The 19731-nt window shown below is 36.3% G+C and carries 25 protein-coding genes and 1 tRNA gene; 11 read left to right on the top strand and 15 right to left on the bottom strand.

Going from position 1 to position 19731, the window contains the following annotated elements; genetic code table 11:
* Positions 1-25: 25 nt before the first annotated feature.
* Positions 26-454, bottom strand: coding sequence for a Rid family detoxifying hydrolase (locus Q1V95_RS14030; protein ID WP_300675200.1), 429 nt, complete (start codon positions 452-454; stop codon positions 26-28).
* Between the two features lie 145 nt (positions 455-599).
* On the opposite strand from Q1V95_RS14030, the gene Q1V95_RS14025 reads away from it, so the two are divergent.
* The 6 genes from Q1V95_RS14025 to Q1V95_RS14000 all read left to right on the top strand — a co-directional run bounded on the left by Q1V95_RS14025 (position 600) and on the right by Q1V95_RS14000 (position 4774).
* The gene (locus Q1V95_RS14025; protein WP_300675198.1) at positions 600-1490 is read left to right on the top strand and encodes a DMT family transporter; all 891 of its coding nucleotides are present in this window, start codon (positions 600-602) and stop codon (positions 1488-1490) included.
* Between the two features lies 1 nt (position 1491).
* Positions 1492-2058 (top strand): TetR/AcrR family transcriptional regulator, encoded by a 567-nt coding sequence (locus Q1V95_RS14020; RefSeq protein WP_300675196.1) that lies wholly within the window; start codon positions 1492-1494, stop codon positions 2056-2058.
* An 18-nt stretch (positions 2059-2076) separates the two neighbouring features.
* Complete coding sequence (locus Q1V95_RS14015) at positions 2077-2442, top strand: DUF4180 domain-containing protein (RefSeq protein WP_300675194.1); 366 nt, start codon at positions 2077-2079, stop codon at positions 2440-2442.
* Positions 2443-2453: 11 nt separating this feature from the next.
* Positions 2454-2984 carry a GNAT family protein gene (locus Q1V95_RS14010; RefSeq protein ID WP_300675192.1) on the top strand — a complete coding sequence of 177 codons (531 nt, stop codon included), beginning with the start codon at positions 2454-2456 and terminating at the stop codon, positions 2982-2984.
* A gap of 19 nt (positions 2985-3003) precedes the next feature.
* Positions 3004-3576 (top strand): Crp/Fnr family transcriptional regulator, encoded by a 573-nt coding sequence (locus tag Q1V95_RS14005; RefSeq protein WP_300675190.1) that lies wholly within the window; start codon positions 3004-3006, stop codon positions 3574-3576.
* A 76-nt stretch (positions 3577-3652) separates the two neighbouring features.
* A complete protein-coding gene (locus tag Q1V95_RS14000; RefSeq protein ID WP_300675188.1) occupies positions 3653-4774 on the top strand; it encodes an FAD-dependent monooxygenase in 1122 nt (373 codons plus the stop codon).
* A gap of 77 nt (positions 4775-4851) precedes the next feature.
* Here Q1V95_RS14000 and Q1V95_RS13995 read toward each other — a convergent pair whose 3' ends face one another.
* The 5 genes from Q1V95_RS13995 to Q1V95_RS13975 form a co-directional block, all read right to left on the bottom strand.
* Positions 4852-5592 carry a YggS family pyridoxal phosphate-dependent enzyme gene (locus Q1V95_RS13995; RefSeq protein WP_300675186.1) on the bottom strand — a complete coding sequence of 247 codons (741 nt, stop codon included), beginning with the start codon at positions 5590-5592 and terminating at the stop codon, positions 4852-4854.
* Positions 5589-6482 (bottom strand): hypothetical protein, encoded by an 894-nt coding sequence (locus Q1V95_RS13990; protein ID WP_300675184.1) that lies wholly within the window; start codon positions 6480-6482, stop codon positions 5589-5591. Before Q1V95_RS13990 ends, Q1V95_RS13995 begins: the two co-directional genes overlap by 4 nt.
* Positions 6472-7257, bottom strand: coding sequence for an ATP-binding protein (locus tag Q1V95_RS13985; RefSeq protein WP_300675182.1), 786 nt, complete (start codon positions 7255-7257; stop codon positions 6472-6474). The genes Q1V95_RS13990 and Q1V95_RS13985 overlap by 11 nt, the downstream gene beginning before the upstream one ends.
* A complete protein-coding gene (gene pdxY / locus Q1V95_RS13980; protein ID WP_300675180.1) occupies positions 7254-8105 on the bottom strand; it encodes a pyridoxal kinase in 852 nt (283 codons plus the stop codon). Before pdxY ends, Q1V95_RS13985 begins: the two co-directional genes overlap by 4 nt.
* 17 nt (positions 8106-8122) lie before the next feature.
* A tRNA-Cys gene (locus Q1V95_RS13975) sits at positions 8123-8193 on the bottom strand.
* Between the two features lie 312 nt (positions 8194-8505).
* Between Q1V95_RS13975 and Q1V95_RS13970 the strand changes: the two genes are divergently transcribed.
* On the top strand, positions 8506-9978 hold the full coding sequence (locus tag Q1V95_RS13970) for a PLP-dependent aminotransferase family protein (protein WP_300675178.1): 1473 nt from the start codon (positions 8506-8508) through the stop codon (positions 9976-9978).
* Positions 9979-10054: 76 nt separating this feature from the next.
* Positions 10055-10672, top strand: a complete 618-nt coding sequence (locus Q1V95_RS13965; RefSeq protein WP_300675176.1) for a GNAT family protein — start codon at positions 10055-10057, stop codon at positions 10670-10672.
* Positions 10673-10686: 14 nt separating this feature from the next.
* Here Q1V95_RS13965 and arsB read toward each other — a convergent pair whose 3' ends face one another.
* The 4 genes from arsB to Q1V95_RS13945 all read right to left on the bottom strand — a co-directional run bounded on the left by arsB (position 10687) and on the right by Q1V95_RS13945 (position 13207).
* Positions 10687-11721, bottom strand: a complete 1035-nt coding sequence (gene arsB / locus Q1V95_RS13960; RefSeq protein ID WP_300675174.1) for an ACR3 family arsenite efflux transporter — start codon at positions 11719-11721, stop codon at positions 10687-10689.
* The gene (locus Q1V95_RS13955) at positions 11722-12339 is read right to left on the bottom strand and encodes a protein-tyrosine-phosphatase (protein WP_300675172.1); all 618 of its coding nucleotides are present in this window, start codon (positions 12337-12339) and stop codon (positions 11722-11724) included.
* Positions 12340-12349: 10 nt separating this feature from the next.
* Positions 12350-12814, bottom strand: a complete 465-nt coding sequence (locus Q1V95_RS13950) for a DUF6428 family protein (protein WP_300675170.1) — start codon at positions 12812-12814, stop codon at positions 12350-12352.
* A 63-nt stretch (positions 12815-12877) separates the two neighbouring features.
* A complete protein-coding gene (locus Q1V95_RS13945; protein WP_300675169.1) occupies positions 12878-13207 on the bottom strand; it encodes a metalloregulator ArsR/SmtB family transcription factor in 330 nt (109 codons plus the stop codon).
* 304 nt (positions 13208-13511) lie between these two features.
* Here Q1V95_RS13945 and Q1V95_RS13940 point away from each other — a divergent pair, with 304 nt between their 5' ends.
* Positions 13512-14330: a class I SAM-dependent methyltransferase gene (locus tag Q1V95_RS13940; RefSeq protein ID WP_300675167.1), complete on the top strand. Its 819-nt coding sequence runs from the start codon at positions 13512-13514 to the stop codon at positions 14328-14330.
* Between the two features lie 87 nt (positions 14331-14417).
* On the opposite strand, the gene Q1V95_RS13935 is transcribed toward Q1V95_RS13940, so the two are convergent.
* From Q1V95_RS13935 to Q1V95_RS13920, 4 genes are all read right to left on the bottom strand, one after another.
* The gene (locus Q1V95_RS13935) at positions 14418-15125 is read right to left on the bottom strand and encodes a DsbA family oxidoreductase (protein ID WP_300675165.1); all 708 of its coding nucleotides are present in this window, start codon (positions 15123-15125) and stop codon (positions 14418-14420) included.
* Between the two features lie 2 nt (positions 15126-15127).
* Positions 15128-15511: a nuclear transport factor 2 family protein gene (locus Q1V95_RS13930; RefSeq protein WP_300675163.1), complete on the bottom strand. Its 384-nt coding sequence runs from the start codon at positions 15509-15511 to the stop codon at positions 15128-15130.
* Between the two features lie 125 nt (positions 15512-15636).
* Positions 15637-16509 (bottom strand): AraC family transcriptional regulator, encoded by an 873-nt coding sequence (locus Q1V95_RS13925; RefSeq protein ID WP_300675161.1) that lies wholly within the window; start codon positions 16507-16509, stop codon positions 15637-15639.
* 11 nt (positions 16510-16520) lie between these two features.
* Positions 16521-16898: a helix-turn-helix domain-containing protein gene (locus tag Q1V95_RS13920; RefSeq protein WP_347881100.1), complete on the bottom strand. Its 378-nt coding sequence runs from the start codon at positions 16896-16898 to the stop codon at positions 16521-16523.
* A 166-nt stretch (positions 16899-17064) separates the two neighbouring features.
* On the opposite strand from Q1V95_RS13920, the gene Q1V95_RS13915 reads away from it, so the two are divergent.
* Both Q1V95_RS13915 and Q1V95_RS13910 read left to right on the top strand, forming a co-directional pair.
* Positions 17065-17928 (top strand): SDR family oxidoreductase, encoded by an 864-nt coding sequence (locus Q1V95_RS13915; RefSeq protein WP_300675159.1) that lies wholly within the window; start codon positions 17065-17067, stop codon positions 17926-17928.
* 114 nt (positions 17929-18042) lie between these two features.
* Entirely contained in the window at positions 18043-18843 is an 801-nt protein-coding gene (locus Q1V95_RS13910) for a helix-turn-helix domain-containing protein (protein WP_300675157.1), read from the top strand.
* 46 nt (positions 18844-18889) lie between these two features.
* Here Q1V95_RS13910 and Q1V95_RS13905 read toward each other — a convergent pair whose 3' ends face one another.
* The gene (locus tag Q1V95_RS13905; protein WP_300675155.1) at positions 18890-19531 is read right to left on the bottom strand and encodes a GNAT family N-acetyltransferase; all 642 of its coding nucleotides are present in this window, start codon (positions 19529-19531) and stop codon (positions 18890-18892) included.
* Positions 19532-19731 lie beyond the last annotated feature (200 nt).

Below are 19731 nucleotides of genomic sequence, written 5' to 3'. Positions count from 1 at the left end.
CAAACATTACAATTTATTCCAAACCTTATTTCTTCTTACTTTTCAACTCCGCAATTCCAGAAATTTCTACTGAAGCATTTGCAGGAAGTGCCAAAACCGCAATACATGTTCGCGTTGGAAACCTTTTATCGAAGTAAGTACGGTAGATTTCGTTCAGCTGATCGTAATTTTTCATGTCGGTCAAATAGATTGTGGTACTTACCAAATCATCCAATTTCAGATTATGTTTCGCAAGCTCAGATTTTAAATTTTCCATTACTTGACGAACTTCCGCCTCAAAACTTTCGTTGGCTAATTTTGAAGTTTGCGGATTCATTCCGATTTGTCCAGACACAAAAACATGTTGACCAGAAACCAAGGATGAGCTTAGCGGAAATCCAGTTGGTTTTGTTTTTTGTGCTTGTGCAAAACCAATTCCCACGATTAATAACGCACCCAATAGTATTTTCTTCATATTTACTTTTTTTGAAATTTACTGTTTATTACTGAATTTCAACATCCTTTTGCAATAATTTCTCAAAGATATAAAAACAAAATCAATAGACAGACTTGTCTATATGTTTAATAATATTTAGCTTTGCCAAATCAAGAGTACAAAAATGGATAAAATAAAGAAAGACAAATATTTAGCTTTAGCTGCTTTTATAGCTTTAGGATGCATTTGGGGAAGTAATTTCTTGTACATGCGTTTGGCTGCGCAATACATTTCGCCGATACAAGTCGTATTTTTACGAGTTGTTTTGGCAACCATTCCAATCGTCGCATTCGGATTCGCAAGAAAAGCTTTTAAAAAATGGCACTTTAAATATTGGTATCATTTTTTGGTGATGTCGTTGTTGGCGGCGGTCATTTATTATTATTGTTTTGTGATGGGCTCGCATCTTTTGTATTCGGGAATTGCAGGTTCCATCAGCGGTTCTACTCCTTTGTTTTCATTTATTTTAGGTTTGATATTCTTAAGAGAAGAGAAAAGTTCAGCATTAAAAATTCTTGGTTTAATCATCGGAATGTTGGGAATAATTCTTTTGGCAAAGCCATTTAACGCAGAAATTACCGCCACCACTTGGGAAGGTGTTTTGTACATGATAATTGGTTCCATCAGTTTCGGCGCTTCCTTTATTTATGCAAAAAAATACATCAGTCCTTTGCAAATTTCGGGCTTGGCGCTGACCTCTTATCAGTTAGTTGGTGCATCGTTTATTTTGTTGATTTTAACACCGTTTCATGGAATTCTGAATATTTTACATGATAGAACCGCAACTATTGGTTTAGTCTTGGGACTTTCGGTATTGGGAACTGGTTTAGCATTTTTGATATATTATTTTATCATCGACAAAATGGGCGCTGTGAAGGCCGCTTCGGTAACTTACATTCCACCTATTGTTGCATTAATTGTTGGTGCAACTTTGGGCAAAGAACCTATCGGATGGCTCGACATTGCTGGGGTTTTATTAATTTTGTTAGGCGTATATTTTTTAAAGAAAAAGTAAAATGAAATCATCTGTTGCCGTTAGAGACCGTATTTTGGATACCGCGTCCGAATTGTTTTACCGACAAGGCTACAATTCTACAGGAATCAACCAGATTATTGATGAAGCCGAGATTGCAAGGGCGTCTTTATACCATCATTTCAAGTCAAAAAACGATTTGTTACACGCATATTTAGAAAAAACGAACGATGCTTGGTTTACGCAATTGCATCAATTTATCAAGAAGCAAAAAACGCCTGAAGATAAGATTTTAGCTATGTTTGATTTTAGAATTAAACGCCAAACGACTAACAAATTTGGCGGTTGTCCCTTTCTAAAAGCAAGTTCCGAAATTCCTTTTGATGATACCAAAGCTTTTGAAATTATCAATACGCATAAAATGAAATTCAAAGCTTTAATACTTGAAATTCTTGATGAGAAGGCATCAGAAGATTGTTCTTTTTCCAAAATCGAATTAGCAGAAACGCTTTTTCTTCTTATCGAAGGTGCAACGATGACGGCGAATTATCAAAAAAATAAATCTGCATTGGAATCAGCAAAAGCGATGGCTGCAAAGTTGTTAAGTTAAATTTTAAATTAAAAGAACATGACAATCAACATCATAAAATTAAACGAAGAAAACATTGTCGAAATAACTGGCGATGGAATTTTGCTGAGTAATACCGAAGATGCAATGCAGCTGCTGATGGATTGCAAATACGAACATCAGGCGTACAAAGCAATTTTTTATCAAGAAAATATAACTCCCTATTTTTTTGAATTGAAGACCAAATTAGCGGGCGAAATGCTACAGAAATTCACGCAATATGGTTTTGAAATAGCGATTATTGGAGATTTTAGCATTTATGAAAGTAAAAGCCTCAGCGACTTTATTTTTGAAAGTAATAAAGCAGGAAAGTTTATTTTTGTAGCTACAAAAGATGAAGCGCTCTCTCGATGGAAAACATCATAAAGCTTTAGAAAATGAAATTGGAAAACGAAAAAATTATTTTGCGTCCTATCGCAAAACAAGATGCAGTGCGGGTTTTAGAATATCGTGCTGACAAAATTGCCAACGCTTATCAAGGTTGGATTCCTGAAAATTTGGAGGAAGTAGAAACATTTATCGAGAAGAATCCAGCGGAATTTAATCAGCCTGAATCGTGGTTTCAATTGGTGATTTTGGAAAAAGAAACGGGAAATCTCGTTGGAGATATTGGTGTGCATTTTTTTGGTGAAGAAAATTTGCAGGTGGAATTTGGGATTACCTTGGATAAAGCATTTCAAGGAAAAGCTTTGGCTTCGGAAGCTTTAAATTTGTTAATTAATTATCTTTTTAAAAATTTGAAAAAACACCGAATTATGGCTTCTTTGGACCCAAGAAATATAGCTTCGGAAAAATTGATGCAACGTCTTGGATTGCGTAAGGAAGCACATTTCGTAAAAAGTTATTACCAAAACGGAACTTGGGCAGACGACGTAATTTTTGCGATTTTAAACGAGGAATGGAAATAAACTTAAAATCATAGAAATAATGACAACAGTACTAAAAGAAAAACTGGCGGAAACGCTTCAACTTTCGTTGGAACGTGTTGATGAGTTTTTGGAAATTTGTTATGTTGTCAACTATGATAAAAACAAAATGATAGAACCCAAAAACGACATTTTCGCCCGTTTGGGATTCATTTTGAATGGTGCTGTTCGGATTTATTATGTCAACGAAAAAGGCGAAGACATCAGCTATCTTTTGCAGGTCAATAATGATGTCATCGGCGATTATGCGAGTTATATTACGGGCAAAAAGTCGGTTGCACTGATACAAACTTTGTTGAAAACCGAAGTTCTGTATTTCGACAAAAAAGATGTTGAAGCTTTGATTCAGAAAGATATTTTTTGGCTTGGTTTGGCAAAACACATGTCCGATTTGGCTTTTTTGGACGCAAAACAACGTTTGGACGAATTGTTTTTCTACACGCCCGAAGAACGATATCTTAACCTTTTGAAAAAGTCGCCCGAGATTCTGAACAAAATTCCGCAGAAGTATATTTCGTCCTATTTGGGAATCACACCACAATCTTTGAGCAGAATTCGGAAACGGATTTATTGATTCCGAAATTAACTTAAGTGAACGTTTTTGGCTTTTCGGACTTGTAATTTTGCCTCATCATTTAAATACAATCACAATGAAAATAGCAATTATAGGAGGCGGAATTGGCGGTTTGACAACAGCTTTAGCCTTGCAAAAAAACAACTTAGATGTAACGATTTACGAAAGTGCTCCCGAAATAAAGCCTGTCGGCGCTGGGATTATCATGGCGAATAATGCAATGCAGGTTTTTGATAAATTGGGTATTCGACACAAAATTGAAAATGCTGGTCATAAAATTTCAAATATTAAAATTACAGACCCGCAGTTGAAGACCTTATCCGACGTACAACTGAATAAATTTGAAAGCAAATATGGCGTTCATAATGTTGCTATTCACCGCGGCGATTTGCAACTAATTTTGGCTGAGGAAATCGGTTTTGAAAACATTCAGCTTTCCAAACGTCTGGCTAAAATTGAGAAAAACGAGGACTATAAACTCACTTTTGAGGACGGAACTATCACAAACGCTGATGTTGTTATTGGCGCCGACGGAATAAAATCGGCGGTTCGAAATCAAATTCTAAACATTGGAACACTTAGAGATTCTGGACAAAAATGTTGGCGTGGCGTTGCAGACATGGATTGGGCGACGAAATACAATCACCAGGCGCATGAAGCTTGGGGAAAAGGAAGACGTTTTGGTTTTGTGCGAATCAACGACCAAAAAGTCTATTGGTACGCCGTTGTTAACGAAAAATTGGTGAAAAACCCGAACAATCTTGCTGAACTTTTTACCGATTTTAATGCAGATGTTGTCAGAATGATTTCTGAAACGCCAAAGGAAAATATCTTCGTGAGCGGCATTATAGATTTGGAACCGATTTCGCAATGGCAAAAAGATCGCGTTTGCTTAATTGGTGATGCAGCGCATGCAACAACGCCAAATATGGGACAAGGTGCTTGTCAGGCGATTGAAGATGCTTACGTGCTCGGAAAGCTTTTTGGCGAGGGAAAAACGGTAGAAGAAGTTTTCACACAATACGAAAATTTACGCATGAAAAAAGCCCATTATATCGTGAATACCAGCGCAGCTATTGGTAAAGTTTCGCATTATGAAAATGCTTTGGCAGTTTGGCTTCGCAATACTTTGGTAAAAGCAACGCCAAATTCTGTCAACGAAAAACAAATGGAAAAAGTCTTTGATATTGCTTATTAAAGTGATATCAATACATTGTAAGTATAATCAAGACGCAGCAAAACGAGTTGGACAAAATCCTGCGTCTTGATTTTGTTTTAAGTCAAATTACTTCCTTCGTTCCAATAATAACTATCAGGATAAATGCGCTCTCCGAAAATGGCAGAACCCACGCGAATAATACTTGCGCCTTCTTCAATCGCAATTTCCAGATCGCCACTCATACCCATCGACAATTCGTTCATTTCAACATTTTGAATGTTTTCAGCAATGATTTTTTGTTGCAGATTTTTGAGTAATTTAAAGCAAGCTCGTACTTTCTCCGAATGATTGCTCAACAAACCAATCGTCATCAAACCCTTTATTTGCAAGGTTTCTAACTGAGAGACTTGACGCACCAACTCAAGCGCTTTGTCAGGATGAATTCCAAATTTGCTTTCTTCGTCGGAAGTATTCGCTTGGATAAAAACGTTCATCTTTTTTCCCTCAAAGAGAAGACGTTGATGTAATTTCTCTGCTAAATCTAATCGATCTAAAGATTGCAAACATTGCACATCATATTTGATGATATCTTTAATTTTATTGGTTTGCAAATGCCCGATAAAATGATTGGTGTGAGGCGTCGTTTTTAGAGCCTCATATTTTTCTTTCAATTCCTGCACTCTGTTTTCTGCAATCATCGTATAACCCGCATCCAAAGCTACTTTTATACGTTCTGCATCCACGGTTTTCGTTGCCAAAAGTAATTTCACATCGTTTGGATTTCGACCACTTTTTTGACAAGCCTTATTCATGCGCTCGACGATTATTGCGATATTTTCGAGGATATTTTGGTTCATAATGCAGATTTTACTTTTAAAAGCGCCTGATAATAATTCTCAAACGAATTTTCCGATGTCGAAAGGAAGAGATAAGGTTCGATAAGTTCCAGCTCCATCAAATGAAAAATACCATCAATAAAAACGCCGTCCACACGGGCATACAAGGTATCGGAAGCAAATTTCGATACATAAGGCTGAATACTTTTTTCAATAATGTCTCCTGAAATTTGAGGCGTGCTAACACTGCCACCCCAATAATGTTGCACTCTGAAATCCTTTTCCTTAGGCGTTTTCAGCAAAGAATGACTATAATTACCACCAAAAAATAAGAAACTCCATTCGCCATCCGCAATCTCTTTTACAAAAGGCTGAACAATAATTGGTGTTGTCGCCATCAATTTTTCAATCTCATTTTTATGTTGAGAAAATTCGCTTCGTTTGACTTTAAAAGTGTCTTTTGCTCCAGCCGAAATTCTTGGTTTTACTACAATTTCTTGCGTATTTAATTGCTCAAAACTTGTTTCGACTTCGTCAAAAGTTTCAGAAAAAATGGATGAAACAACTGGTAAACCGCTGTCTGCAATTTCTTTCAGATAAATTTTATCGCTGTTCCAACGAATGGTTTTTGCATTATTTTTAACCATAATACCTAAAGATTCCAAATGCGTTAACCAATCCAAAAACTCTGAAAGATGAATGTGATAATCCCAAGTCGATTTTACAATCACAATATCGTACTGCTCCCAATTTACCTGCTCGTCGTTCCAAATTTCCTTGGTTACATCTTCAGATTTCGACCGCAAATAATTCAATAAATCTTCGTCCTCATCGTGCTGTACGCCGTTGTTGAAATGTTGTTGCGTTTTATAGGAAGCCAAGGCTATTTTTACTTTTTTATTATTGTTCATTCTTTAATTTTTTGGTGTTATTTTTCATTTTTCTTAAATCGTGACATTCAGTTTCTGCCAAATTCTCGATTTTCTCCTTTTCCAACTGTTCTATCAATAAGGATTTAACCTGTGTGAAAGCATCATCTTTGGCTTCGGCGTACGAAATTTCATATTTTCTGTCGAAGTTTTTTAAATGAGTTGGGATTGCTGATAAAATATTGTCGTAAAACAAATTCAGTTCGTTTTTCGTTGGTTTTTCAAAAGAAATATGCAACTGAAAACGTCTTAAAAGTGCAGTATCAATAATCTCCGAATGGTTGGTAGCACTGATTAACAAAGCATTTTCAGGGAAATAATCAATCAGCTGAATGAGCGTATTTACCAATCGTCGCATTTCGCCAACATCTTTGTCGTCGCTGCCTCTCGCCTTGCCAATTTGGTCGAATTCATCGAGGAAAAGCACCGCTTTTTCTCTTCCTGCTTTCTCAAAAACTTCTTTAATATTTTTAGAAGTTTCGCCAATTCTTGCGTTGACAATATTGCTTAAGTTTAGAATTAAAATCGTTTTCCTTAAAGCGTCAGCAATCGCTTTTGCAGTCGTCGTTTTACCACAACCAGAACTGCCGTGCAACAAAATTTTGTTGTTCACAGGAAGTCCATATTTCTGCAATTCTGGCAAATAACTATGCTCTTTTATGAGTTGCGAAATCACTTTTTTGTTCGTCGCATTCAAGAAAACATCTTCCAGTTTTACCGCTTCTTTTTTTTGAATAATTAAATCAAATACGCTCATTTACTGCAAGAATTAAGGTTTAAAATATTCAATGATGCAATGATATCTTCGCTGTTAAAATCCATTCTGCCGTTGTTGAACATTCTCAACAAAACATTGGAAAGAATATCGCCCGACAACAAAACGGCTTCGTTTAAATGAATTCTTTTGAGCAAAAACGAAAGTAAATGTGCAGCGAAAAGTTCGCCCGTTCCCGCCATTTGAACAGGAATTTCTTTGTTTCGGATGATGGTCATCTCGCCATTTTCGATGATGCAATTATCCAAAGTTCCGTGTAAAGTGGTTTTGAATTTTGCACCAGTAATAATGATTTTTTGAGTAGAAAATAGCGCATTAAAACGGATTAAATCCAATATTTCATCAGCCGAATTTGTAGTGGTATTCAGAATTTTTTGAATTTCAAATTGGTTGGGTGTAGAAATATCGGCAAGCGGCAGCAAAAGCTTTTCAATACTCGTAGAAACGTTCGGATTTACGTACAAACCTGCGTCAATATCGCCCATCACAGGATCGCACAAATACGTAATCGATGGATGCGTTTTTTTAATTCTTTGAATAAAATCAGCCGTCATTTTCACCTGATTTTCCGTGCCAATATAACCAGTAACAATCGTTGCAACGTCGTTGAGCAAATCTAATTTCAAAACGCCTTCTAACAAATCCTGAAACAAATCGTCGGGAACAGCGCCGCCGCCAACCGTCGCTAATCCCAGATGATTGGAATAAAGCACCGTCGGAATGGTGATGACTTCGAAACCGTTCAATTGAAGCACCAACGCCGTCGTATTGAGCCCTACAAAGCCGTAGGAAACCTTGCTGTGGATGATGATAATTTTCTTTTTGTTCATGCTTTTTCTAAAAATAGAGGTCGGAAATGGATTCGAACCACTGTAAAAGACATTGCGTGCCTTCACCTAACCACTCAGCCATCCGACCTTAATTAACAATGCAAAACTAAGATTATTTTGGATGGTCTATATCGTCCAGATTTAAGAATATAGGTAGTCCAATTTTTAAATTTTAAAACTGTGGTTTTTATCTAAATCAAAATTGTAATATTCATACGTCAGTTCGAGTAGTGAAGCGTATTGAGAACTATTAAATAAGAAACTTCTCGATAATTGTAGCGACTTAATCTTAAGTTCAAAACATTGTATTCGAATTGAAATTATTTAACCCAAAATGAACATAGGTATTTCTCTAAAGGACTATCTTTGTTTGTAAGAATTATTTTAATCAATAGTCCAGATGCTTCCATTCGAAAATATTATCCACGTTGACCGAAACAGCAATATTGCCATTTACAAACAAATCGCAATTTCCATCATTAATGCCATCAATAACGGAACTTTGAAAGCTGGTGCAAAACTGCCGAGTAGTCGCGAATTGTCTAAATTATTGGGCTTTCATCGCAAAACCATTGTTGCGGCATACGAGGAACTGAGTGCGCAGGATTGGATACAAAGTAGTCCACGCAAAAGCATCACGGTTTCTAACCAAATTCCGATGCTTTATCCTAAAATCGATGCTAAGCAAAACAAGATTTTGGCGTATGAAAATAAATTATCTCTACCTTTTAAAATCGTAAAAAAAGAAGCCAAAAATTCTGGAAATGATAATTCTAAAATTACGATAAACGACGGTTATCCCGATGTTCGGCTTTCTCCGCTGGACGAATTATTGAAAACGTATCGCTCGTATTTAGCCCGAAATTATGCGATTGAAAATGCACATATCGGCAACGACCAAGGCACGATAAGTTTGCGTGAGGAATTGGCTGAGTTTCTGGCAGAATCGCGGGGTTTAAACATAAAACCAGACAATATTCTCATTACGCACGGCGCACAAATGAGTATTTATTTAGCTTCAAAATTGTTGTTAAATGACGGCGACATCGTTGTTGTGGGCAATCCCAATTATTCCAATGCTAATGAAACCTTTGTGGAAATTGGTGCAAAATTACTTGAGGTAAATGTTGATGCGAATGGATTGGACGTTGATAAAATCGAGCAAATCTGTAAAAAGAAAAAAATCTCGGCGGTTTATGTCATTCCGCATCATCATTATCCAACGACAGTGACTTTGAGCGTGGAGCGTCGCATGAAGTTGTTGGCGCTTTCTCAGCAATATTCGTTCGTGATTATCGAGGACGATTATGACTACGATTATCACTACAATTCGTCGCCGTATTTGCCTTTGGCGAACGCTAATCACAACGGAAATGTCATCTACATCGGTTCTTTTTCCAAGATTTTGGACCCGTCGTTGCGTATTGGTTTTATGGTGGCGCCTGCAAATTTTATTGCGCAAACGGTCGCACTTCGAAAGTTGATTGATGTTGGTGGCGACGGTTATATGCAAAATGCGTTGGCTTCGCTCATCAAAAATGGAGAATTAAAAAGGCATTTGAAAAGGGCTTTAAAAGCTTATCATTTTCGACGTGATTTTTTGAACGAACTTTTAGAAAAAAAACTCGGCAAGTATGTTCAATACAATATTCCGTCTGGTGGAATGGCGTTTTGGATTGAGTTAAAAGCGCCTTATAAAATCAAAGATTTAGTAAAAGATCCACAGTTGAAAATCAAGCGTTGGGACGAGGTGCTCAATGCGTTCAGATTTGGTTTTGCATCGATGAATGAACAGGAATTGACGATTACAGTAACCTATCTCGCTAAACTTTTCAAGAAAATGGACGACCAGCAATCTGGACTATCAGAATAATCAAATCTGAGCTACCAAGTGCATTTTTTCTGTCAGTAATTTTGCTCCCGAAATTAGAAACATAAAAAATTTAGCAATGGAAAAATGGTTCAACAAAATGGTCCTCGAAACTGAAAATGTCTTACTTCGTCCCCTCACTATCGAAGATAAAAACGATTTGGTGGAAGCCAGCAAAGATGGCGATTTATCGGAGCTTTGGTTTACGACGGTTCCGACGGAAGAAACGGTTGAAAAGTACATCAACGCTGCGTTGGAAGAATATAATGCCGACAAAGGTTTGCCTTTTGTGGTGATTGACAAAAAAGCGAACAAAATTATCGGCACAACCCGCTATATGAACGGCGTTCCCGAATATCGAAAATTGGAAATTGGCCACACTTGGTACGCAAAATCTTACCAAAAAACCTACGTCAACACCGAATGCAAATTTTTGCTTTTGACACATGCTTTTGAGGTTTTAAAGGCGATTGCCGTGGAATTTCGCACTAATTGGTACAATTTTCCATCCCGAAATGCGATTGCAAGATTGGGCGCAAAGCAAGATGGCGTGCTTAGAAACAACATGATTTCGGCGAATGGCTTGGTTCGGGATACCGTTGTTTTCTCTATTATTGAAAACGAATGGCCAACCTGTAAAGTGGCACTTACTTACAAAATTGATCAACTTTGGAAAAGAAATAATCTTGGAAATTAAGTTGCGCAAAGAATTTAAGTTTTATAGTATTTTTCCTTTAGCCACAGACTTGCTTTAACCAACAAAATAAGGACGGGAACTTCCACCAAAGGGCCGATAACGCCGACAAATGCTTGTGAAGAATGGATCCCGAAAGTGGAAATAGCCACCGCAATTGCCAACTCGAAATTGTTGCCCGTTGCGGTGAATGCTATCGACACATTTTTGTCGTACGGAACTTTCAAAGCCTTATTGATAAAGAAACTGACGAAAAACATGAGGACAAAATAAGTGATGAGCGGCACCGAAATCCGAAGCACATCCATCGGTAATTCGATGATTTTATCGCCTTTTAAACTGAACATCAAAATGATGGTAAACAAAAGCGCATAAAGCGATAGCGGCGAAATTTTGGGTATGAATTTCCGATTATACCACGTCAGACCTTTCGTTTTTACCAAAAAATATCGGCTGAGAAAACCTGCAAGAAACGGAATGCCCAAATACAAGAAAACGCTTTGGCTGACGTCTTTTGCAGAGACATTGATGTTGAATTCTGCCAATCCGAGTTTTGCTGGCAAAACATTGATGAAAAGCCAAACCAAAAAACTGTAAAACAAAATCTGAAAAATGCTGTTGAGGGCGACCAACATTGCGGCGTATTCGCGGTTTCCTTTTGCCAAATCGTTCCACACGATAACCATTGCGATGCACCTTGCCAAGCCGATTAAGATTAATCCCGACATATAATCGGGTTGATTTCTGAAAAACAAAATCGTCAATCCAAACATCAGAACCGTTCCAACAATCCAGTTTAAAACCAAGGAAATCATCATTGATTTTTTGTCTGAAAATGCCTTTGGAAGCAGCGAATAATCGACTTTTGCGAGCGGTGGAAACATCATCAAAAGCAATCCCAGCGCCAACGGAATATTGGTAGATCCAACCGAAACTTGGCTAATCGCGTTCGAGATATTTGGAAAAAAATGACCCAAACCAACGCCAATTGCCATCGCCAGAAAAATCCATAAACTAAGGTAACGATCGAGGTATTTTAGTTTTGGTTGCATTTAGTGGAGATTGATTTTTGAGAAAACATAAAACATTTCGGCAGCGATTTCCAAACTGCGTTTTGCGTATAATTCTGTCTGAGACGAGGTATTGTCGGCAATCTTTGGATCTTCGTAGGTAATCGGAATTCTTTTTTCGGCACCTGCGATAAATGGACAACCGCCGTCGGCTTCGGAGCAGGTCATCACCGCCGCAAAGTTGGAAGCGGGATTAAAAACATGGTCGTATCGCTTCGAAAAGCCGATAATCGGCAATGCGTTGTCGTCAAATTTTATGGCATAAACGGGATTTTCGTCTTTTGAAATTTTTGTGATGGAAAAACCTTGTTCAGTCAGCATTTCAACGATTTTTTGAAAAAGCGCCGTCGTTTCGGTTCCACCCGAAAAGCAATTTACTTTTGGAATTTGAAAATGCGCTGCAAAAACTTGTGCCCAAACCTGAGCCAGATGACTTCTTCGCGAATTGTGCGTGCAAATGAATTGAATATTGACAGTTTCTTTTTGATTTATTTTCTGTTGAATATAATCGATTAATGGCTGTAAAATTTCCTTTCGTTGTTCATTTATATTTTGAACAGAAGCAATGCTGGCAATGTTTTCGGTTAAATTTTTATACATAATTTTGAGTTTAGCAACATCCAGAATTTGGTGCGCAGTTAGTAGTATTGAGATTGGCTAAATTCACTTTTTGTTTTTGAGTGGGAATTCCGCAAGCATCACCAGCCAAGCAAGCCGTTTGTTTATTTTTTAGTAAAAAATGCTCGCCATTAAAATCCAGATCATATTTTCCGATGGTTTCACTTTGGAATTCCACTTCGATTTCGGCATCTTCGATACCCAGTTTTTCCTCAGACAATTGGATAATGTTTAGCAATTTTGCGGGTTTCAAACGATGATCAAAATCGTTGGCATTCCATAATTGAAAATTGACCGTTTTTTCATGTCGGATTTTTCCACCACAATCGATAAAATCCTTAGTGATAATGCCCACTTCTGTCACATGAAAATGCTCGGGTACAAAATTTCCATTTTCCAATTGAAACTCTACATTGCTCAATTGAGGTAAGATTTCTTTAATTTTTGATAGTTTCATACAATTTAATTTTATTATTTATATATTGCAATATTACGATATTAAAAGTCAAAAAAAATGCCTTTAACAGCATTGGTTAGTGCCTACATTTTGATTAAAAAATCCATCAAAATCCTGTTGAATTTGTTTCCATTTTTCTTCATCAATACAATAGCAAACAGATTTTCCTTCAATGGAACCTTTAATAATTCCGATATTTTTCAGCTCTTTTAAATGCTGAGAAATCGTTGCTTGCGCCAAGCCCAATTCTTCTACCAAATCGTTGCAAATACAGCTTTTCTGATTGATAATATGCTGCAAAATCGCCACACGAGCGGGATGTCCCAAAACTTTGAAAAAGCCTGCAAGTTTGTTTTGTTCTTCCGAAAAAATATCCGATTTGGTAATGCCCATTTGTTTTTATTTAACATTGCAATATTACGATGATAAATTGAAAATGCAAAGTGTTTTGTTTGTTTTTTTGAAATTTAGTTTGAGATTAGATGTAGCAAATTGTTTAGAAGATAAAATTATCTTATTGACAATCAATTAATTATATAACATTTGTCTTTTTAAATATTTTTTCTAATTTTGCAACATCTTATACTAAGTGTACATATCACAACCTCGTTTCTCAGAGGTTTTAACGATTACTTTTTGTAGTCGCGATTTTTTATTTCCATAAATTAATCTTACAGTGTTTTGCACTAATCTTAGTATGAAAAAACATAATTTAATAAGTTCTGCTATTGAACTTTTCTATAATAAAGCGTCCGAAGAAGATAGACTTTCAAAAGGAATGGGCGTTTTCGAATTTGAGCGCATAAAATATTTGATCAGCTTGTATCTTAAAAATTCTTCCACAATTCTTGATATTGGTGGTGGTACAGGCAAATATTCTGAATGGTTGTCCAAATTAAATCACAACGTTTACTTGGTAGAACCTGTTGATAAACACTTAAAAATTGCCCAAAATAGGTCTCAAAAATTAAAAAATAAGTTCAAAGTCATAAAAGGCGAAGCAAGAAATTTGGATTTTCCTAATAATTTTGCAGATTTAATCATACTTCACGGCCCTTTGTATCATTTACAGAATGCCGAAGACCGCATTCTTGCCATTAACGAAGCCAAAAGGGTTTTGAAGAAAAATGGAATTATTTTGGGTTTTAGCATTAATTCTACAGCTTCCACTTTAGTAGGTCTTTTAAATGGACTGATCTACAAACCAACATTTTTTGACATGTGTAAATCTGAGTTAAAATCAGGTATTCATACGCCTCCAGAGGATTTTCCTTGGTTGTTAGCGGAGGCTTTTTATCATAAACCAACGATTTTGAAAGACGAATTCTTGCAATGCAATTTTAAAATTGATAAAATGTTTGCGGTTGAGGGTTTTATTTGGCTTGACAAAGATTATTATTCCAACATGTTAAATCCTAAACGAAGAAGTGTTTTGAATGATTTATTGATGGCAACAGAAAATGATGAAACCTTGCTGCCCTTTAGTCCACACATGATGATTGCGGCTATTAAATAACATTAATTATAGAAGATTTTAGTTTATTTAAAAAAAACAAGCGAGGTTCTCTTTTTGAGAAACCTCGCTTGTTATTAAATCTACATTTTATTGGCAATTGCCATCCAATCCGCAAGATTGTCCTTCAATAATTTCTAAATTATTGGTAGGATTTTCCTTTTGCCATTCTTCAAATGCTTTGGTTATGGTACTTAGGAAAACTTCGGGTGGTTGCGCTCCAGAAATCGCATATTTTTGGTTAATCAGGGAAAACGGAACTCCGTTTACACCTATTTTTCGGGCTTCGTTAATGTCTTTTTCAATCGCTTCGGCAAAGTTTTTATTTTCTAAAACCAAACGCAATTCCGTTTTATCCAAACCAATTTTTTCGCCTAATTGTAACAAGGTTTCGGTATTAGCAGTGTCTTGTCCATTGACAAAAAAAGCTTCAAATAAAACTTCCTCCGCCTCCTGTCCCAACATTTTTGTTTTAGCAAACTGAACCAGTTGATGCGCTTTTTGAGAATTGACCAAAACCGAACGATCAAAATCGAAATGCAAACCAACATTTTTCGCGGTATGTGTAATTCCTGCAATCATTCCGTTGACCTGCTCCAACGCCAAACCTTTTCGTTTCACCAAATAATCGGCGTAACTGTCTTCGGCAGTTTCGGGAAGATGAGGATCCAAGACAAAACTTTTCCATGTAATTTCCAATTGATCTCGTTGTGGAAATTGCGCCAATGCAAGTTCCAAATTTCGTTTTCCGATATAACAAAACGGACAAACAACATCGCTCCAAATTTCTATTTTCATCTTTATCTATCGTATTTGTGAAAAACTTTTGAGACAATTTTCCAATCATCACCTTCCTTGATTAATGAATGAAATTCGGTGAAATTATCGCCCGTTGCATTGGCTTCTACTTCGTTTCGTACAACTGCTGTCGTAGTTGTTTTATCCAAAATACTGACATGCAAAATAATGTTAGGCGCTGCACCTGCCTGCTTTACCGAGGCGTGTAGATTTTCGATAGAACCTTCTACAAAATGCCCGTTCCAATAGCCATACATCACCGCATCTTTCGTGAAAACGTCATTAAAAATCGTTGTATCACCTGTTCTAAAACCTTCTGTATAGGTTTTCATTGTGTTGATAATTGCTTCGTAATCCGTGATGGAATTCGCGTTTTTATTTTCCATTTGTTTCAATTAATGTTAAACTTTATTTTTCTACTGCAAAGGTAAAGCAGCTTTTAACCGACTACTTTTCCAAGCGGTCCAAGTTTCTTTTCTAAAAAGTCCAAATGGATTAAAACGCCCAAAAACTACAAATGATGGCGATAAGAAGATGGCGAAATGCCGTATAAATCTTTGAAAATGCGAGAAAAATGTGAAACGTTTTCGAAACCAACAGTATAACAAATATCCCTAATGGACATCGCCGTTGTCTCCAGCAGATCCTTCGCTTTTGCCAATCTTTTTTCTCGAATTAATTGTGCGGGCGGCATATTGAAGATATTTTGAAAATCTCTTTTGAACGCCGAAAGGCTTCTACCAGAGAGATACGCAAGTTCTTGGAGGGAAGCTGGTGAGGTATAATTGGCTTCAATCACCGACTGAATGTCCACACGAACAGGTTGATCAAACTGCAACAGTTGTGCGTACATTGGTTGCGAGCCAATAGCAATGTTATAAAGCATTTCCATCATTTTGATGTGGATTTGTCCCTCCTGAACGGGATAAGTTCCTGACAAATACATTTTCACAGATTGGGCGAAATGAATTTGACATTCGGGCATCGGAAAAATACCTGGATTGGCTTCTGCATCTGGCTTTGCAATTGGTTTCATATCCGATGATGTCAAAAAAGATTTTAGCACAGCATCTTTAATGCTTACAATAATGCAATCGTAGGTTGGACCGCCGTTGGCAGATTTTTCAAATTTTAGGAAAGTCGCTTTTTTGAATAAAATCATTTCATTTTTCTTCAATTCAAAAACGTCTTTGCCATGCGTTAATTTCAAACTGCCATCCAACAAAAAGAAAAGACTATGTTCTTCCAGAAAAAAACTGCCATGTTGCGCCGTATTGCTGCATTGCTCCATAACCGAATAACCATCAAAATCCAATCGCACTTTCGACGAGTTTTCATCCAAAGGTGTGGTAGAAATTTTAATTATTTTGTTTGCGCTTACCACTAAAATCCGGTTTAAATTTCCGTTGAAGCGTTTTTATTAATCAACACATTCCGGTATTCGATTCCCCATTCTGCAAGCTCCACGATGATGTGCTCCAAAGTGCGACCGAAATCCGTAATTTCATATTCCACGGTGATGGGTTTTGTTTGTTTTACGCTTCTTGTTATCAGAAGATTCATTTCCAAATCTTGCAATTCTTTCGATAACATTTTTGCGCCAATGCCCGTTACTTCGCGTTTTAAATCACTAAAACGCATTTTCCCAAAAACGATAAGCGCCGACAAAATATGAAATTTCCATTTGCCAGAAAGTATGCTCATAGCGTCGTTCATACCCACCATTCTCAGGCTGCATTGGGTTGGATTCAGAACTTTTTTTTCGTCTTTCAAAATGCGTAATTTATCGTTGATAAAGGTAATAAATTTCCGATTTGGTTTCCTACAACACACCAGTTTCCTGTTGGAAACCAATAGTATAAATCGCAAATGACTCCTCTAATTTTGCAATCAAATATTCTGAAAAAGTTTCGGAAAATTCTCATCAAAATAATAGAAAATGATATTAATAACGGGAGCAACAGGCGCTTTGGGACAACAAACCATCAAGCATTTACTAAAATCGAAAGATGCAAAAAAAATCACAGTTTTGGTTAGAAACGAAAATAAAGCACAAACCTTTTTAGACCAAGGAATCAATGTAAAAATTGGGAGTTACGAAGATATAAATTCGCTGGAACAAGCCATGCAAGGCATCGATCAATTGCTTTTGATTCCGTCGCCAAGCGGAACAATTTTTAGCGAAAACAAAAATGTAATTGATACTGCAAAAAAATACGGCGTAAAACATATTCTCTACACCAGTCTTTTGGTGAAAGATATCGATAAATCTCCGCTGAAAGCTTTACTACAGCAGCATTTGGAAACCGAAATCTATGCAAAGGAAAGTGGAATTCCCTATACCATTTTGAAAAACACCATGTATGCGGATGCAATTCCTCTTTTTGTGGGGAACGATATTTTGGAAAACGGTGTTTATCTTCATGCTGCGGATGGAAAAGTACCGTTTGCGCTAAGACGCGAGTTGGGTGAAGCTGCTGCCAATGCACTTTTGGACGAAAAACATTTGAACAAAGAATACGAATTGACAGCTTCTGAGTATTATACTTACGCCGATGTTGCCGATGCCTTGTCTGAATTATCGGGAAAGCAAGTGCCTTTTTATGCGGAAACGACGGTTGAAGAATACGAAAATCATTTAAGGAAAAAAGGCGTTCATGAAGGTGAACTGTTTGCTATTTCTGGATTTGTAACCGACAAGCGAAATGCTGTATTTCAGCTATTGTCCAACAATTTAGAACATCTTTTGGGCAGAAAACCTTTGTCTTTAAAAGAAAGTTTGCGGGAGATCTATAACTTTTAAAATGAAATTTGTTTGATGTAAAGCTTGTCTATAATTTTAGGCAAGCTTTTTAGTTTAAATGACTTTTTGAGGAAAATTTATTTTTTAATTTTGTTCTTTATTGAGATACGAATTATGGTAAAATATTCGGAAGAAACGGATAACTTAAGATTGGCAAGTCCCATCAAGAACGATTATTACACGGTTTTAATCTGTTCTGAGGGAAGTGCTAAGATTAAAATTGGCTTTCATCATTTTGAAATTACTTCCGGAACAATCACAATTTTGCCTCTCGATGTGCTCATTTCTACTCAAAATGTTTCTGATAATTTTAAAGTAAAACAAGTCCTTTTTACAAAGGTATTTTTGCAGAAAATCATCCTGAAAGAGGGAATTATTGACGAATTACTTTTGCTAAATACCAAATATCCGCCGATGTATGAACTCAACGAAAGTTTTACTTCGGTAAAGGAAAAGTTTGTTCAAATAAAAAGGGAGTTAAATTCAAAATACGCCTATCATTTAGATATTATTCGCTTAATCATCATGGAGATTTTGTACGAATACAACAGGGCTTGCGAGTATTGTTTGCTGGGATTTGAGAAAACGATGAACCGAAATTATCAGCTGACCTACGAATTTAAAAAACTGGTTGATGAGCATTTTACATCGTGGAATTCTATCGGACAATACGCCTCGCATCTCGGAATTTCGGCAAAACATTTGACCGAAGTGATTAAAGAGGAAACGGGAAATACTGCTTTGCAGATTATCCACGAACGAATTTTGTTGGAAAGTCAATATCTTTTAAAACATACGACCCGCTCCATTAAAGAATGTGCCGATCAATTGGGCTTTGAAACCGCTTCTTATTTTTCACGATTTTTTAAACGTTATTTGATGATTTCGCCCAACGATTACAGAAAAAGTAAGTAAAATGAAGAAATGTCCTGTGATTTTTATCACAAAGGCGCAAAAACAACTATTTTTCAATTACAATTGAAGTGTAAAGTGAATAAAGTTTCCAACCTAAAGATTCATATAAATGTTTTCCCTCCTCTGTTGCTACCAAAAAATTTTGATAAACTTGTTTTGATAAAGCAATTTTTTCCAATTCTTTCATCAGAATACTTGCAAGACCTTTACGTTTATAACTATTATTAGTAATAATTCTATCGTAAACGGCGATATCGTCAACTAATACGACTCTTCCTTGCGAAGCAATTTCGCCATTTTTGGCAAGGATTTTAACTACGAAAGTCGAATTATAATTTTCAAAAGATAAACTATAATTTTCATTCAGCTTGTTTTCAATATTTTTCATTGGATGAAAACAAAACATCATGTAACCTTGAGGTTGAATTTTCCATTTTTCCGAAATTTTATCTTTGATTTCAGACGGTGCTCCACAAAATTTTAGAAAAATATATGGTTCATTAATTTCTTCTGAAAGTTGGAAAAAATCGTCATTCGGTTTAGAAAATACATATCGAGTTTTCTGGTTTTCAAATCCGACATCAACTTTAAATCCAGATTTATAGGTAACAGGAAGTGGTAATTCTCTTGATAACGACCAAGCTTTTAACCATTTCAAAATAATATCCTTAGAAACATGATTTCCCATAAAATGAATATTGATAAAGCGAAAATAAAAAAACTTCTGCTAACATTGTGTTTATTGATTGTTACTGCTCTTGCGTCTAAATATTTACTTTTCAATTCAAACAACATTCACCTCCCAAATCACATAATCCGTAAAAATTGAATCTTTTACCGAAGATTCGATATTGTGCTAATCTCCGGCTCCACCGAATTTTGCATTAT

The organism is Soonwooa sp., from assembly GCF_030151385.1.
In the GTDB taxonomy this organism is placed as follows: domain Bacteria; phylum Bacteroidota; class Bacteroidia; order Flavobacteriales; family Weeksellaceae; genus Soonwooa.
This window is presented reverse-complemented; position numbering and strand designations above follow the sequence as displayed.

Bases quoted from the DNA above. Each gene is read 5' to 3' on its own strand.
- Q1V95_RS14030 (WP_300675200.1), bottom strand. From the start codon at position 454: ATGAAGAAAATACTATTGGGTGCGTTATTAATCGTGGGAATTGGTTTT.
- Q1V95_RS14025 (WP_300675198.1), top strand. From the start codon at position 600: ATGGATAAAATAAAGAAAGACAAATATTTAGCTTTAGCTGCTTTTATA.
- Q1V95_RS14020 (WP_300675196.1), top strand. From the start codon at position 1,492: ATGAAATCATCTGTTGCCGTTAGAGACCGTATTTTGGATACCGCGTCC.
- Q1V95_RS14015 (WP_300675194.1), top strand. From the start codon at position 2,077: ATGACAATCAACATCATAAAATTAAACGAAGAAAACATTGTCGAAATA.
- Q1V95_RS14010 (WP_300675192.1), top strand. From the start codon at position 2,454: ATGAAATTGGAAAACGAAAAAATTATTTTGCGTCCTATCGCAAAACAA.
- Q1V95_RS14005 (WP_300675190.1), top strand. From the start codon at position 3,004: ATGACAACAGTACTAAAAGAAAAACTGGCGGAAACGCTTCAACTTTCG.
- Q1V95_RS14000 (WP_300675188.1), top strand. From the start codon at position 3,653: ATGAAAATAGCAATTATAGGAGGCGGAATTGGCGGTTTGACAACAGCT.
- Q1V95_RS13995 (WP_300675186.1), bottom strand. From the start codon at position 5,592: ATGAACCAAAATATCCTCGAAAATATCGCAATAATCGTCGAGCGCATG.
- Q1V95_RS13990 (WP_300675184.1), bottom strand. From the start codon at position 6,482: ATGAACAATAATAAAAAAGTAAAAATAGCCTTGGCTTCCTATAAAACG.
- Q1V95_RS13985 (WP_300675182.1), bottom strand. From the start codon at position 7,257: ATGAGCGTATTTGATTTAATTATTCAAAAAAAAGAAGCGGTAAAACTG.
- pdxY (WP_300675180.1), bottom strand. From the start codon at position 8,105: ATGAACAAAAAGAAAATTATCATCATCCACAGCAAGGTTTCCTACGGC.
- Q1V95_RS13970 (WP_300675178.1), top strand. From the start codon at position 8,506: ATGCTTCCATTCGAAAATATTATCCACGTTGACCGAAACAGCAATATT.
- Q1V95_RS13965 (WP_300675176.1), top strand. From the start codon at position 10,055: ATGGAAAAATGGTTCAACAAAATGGTCCTCGAAACTGAAAATGTCTTA.
- arsB (WP_300675174.1), bottom strand. From the start codon at position 11,721: ATGCAACCAAAACTAAAATACCTCGATCGTTACCTTAGTTTATGGATT.
- Q1V95_RS13955 (WP_300675172.1), bottom strand. From the start codon at position 12,339: ATGTATAAAAATTTAACCGAAAACATTGCCAGCATTGCTTCTGTTCAA.
- Q1V95_RS13950 (WP_300675170.1), bottom strand. From the start codon at position 12,814: ATGAAACTATCAAAAATTAAAGAAATCTTACCTCAATTGAGCAATGTA.
- Q1V95_RS13945 (WP_300675169.1), bottom strand. From the start codon at position 13,207: ATGGGCATTACCAAATCGGATATTTTTTCGGAAGAACAAAACAAACTT.
- Q1V95_RS13940 (WP_300675167.1), top strand. From the start codon at position 13,512: ATGAAAAAACATAATTTAATAAGTTCTGCTATTGAACTTTTCTATAAT.
- Q1V95_RS13935 (WP_300675165.1), bottom strand. From the start codon at position 15,125: ATGAAAATAGAAATTTGGAGCGATGTTGTTTGTCCGTTTTGTTATATC.
- Q1V95_RS13930 (WP_300675163.1), bottom strand. From the start codon at position 15,511: ATGGAAAATAAAAACGCGAATTCCATCACGGATTACGAAGCAATTATC.
- Q1V95_RS13915 (WP_300675159.1), top strand. From the start codon at position 17,065: ATGATATTAATAACGGGAGCAACAGGCGCTTTGGGACAACAAACCATC.
- Q1V95_RS13910 (WP_300675157.1), top strand. From the start codon at position 18,043: ATGGTAAAATATTCGGAAGAAACGGATAACTTAAGATTGGCAAGTCCC.
- Q1V95_RS13905 (WP_300675155.1), bottom strand. From the start codon at position 19,531: ATGGGAAATCATGTTTCTAAGGATATTATTTTGAAATGGTTAAAAGCT.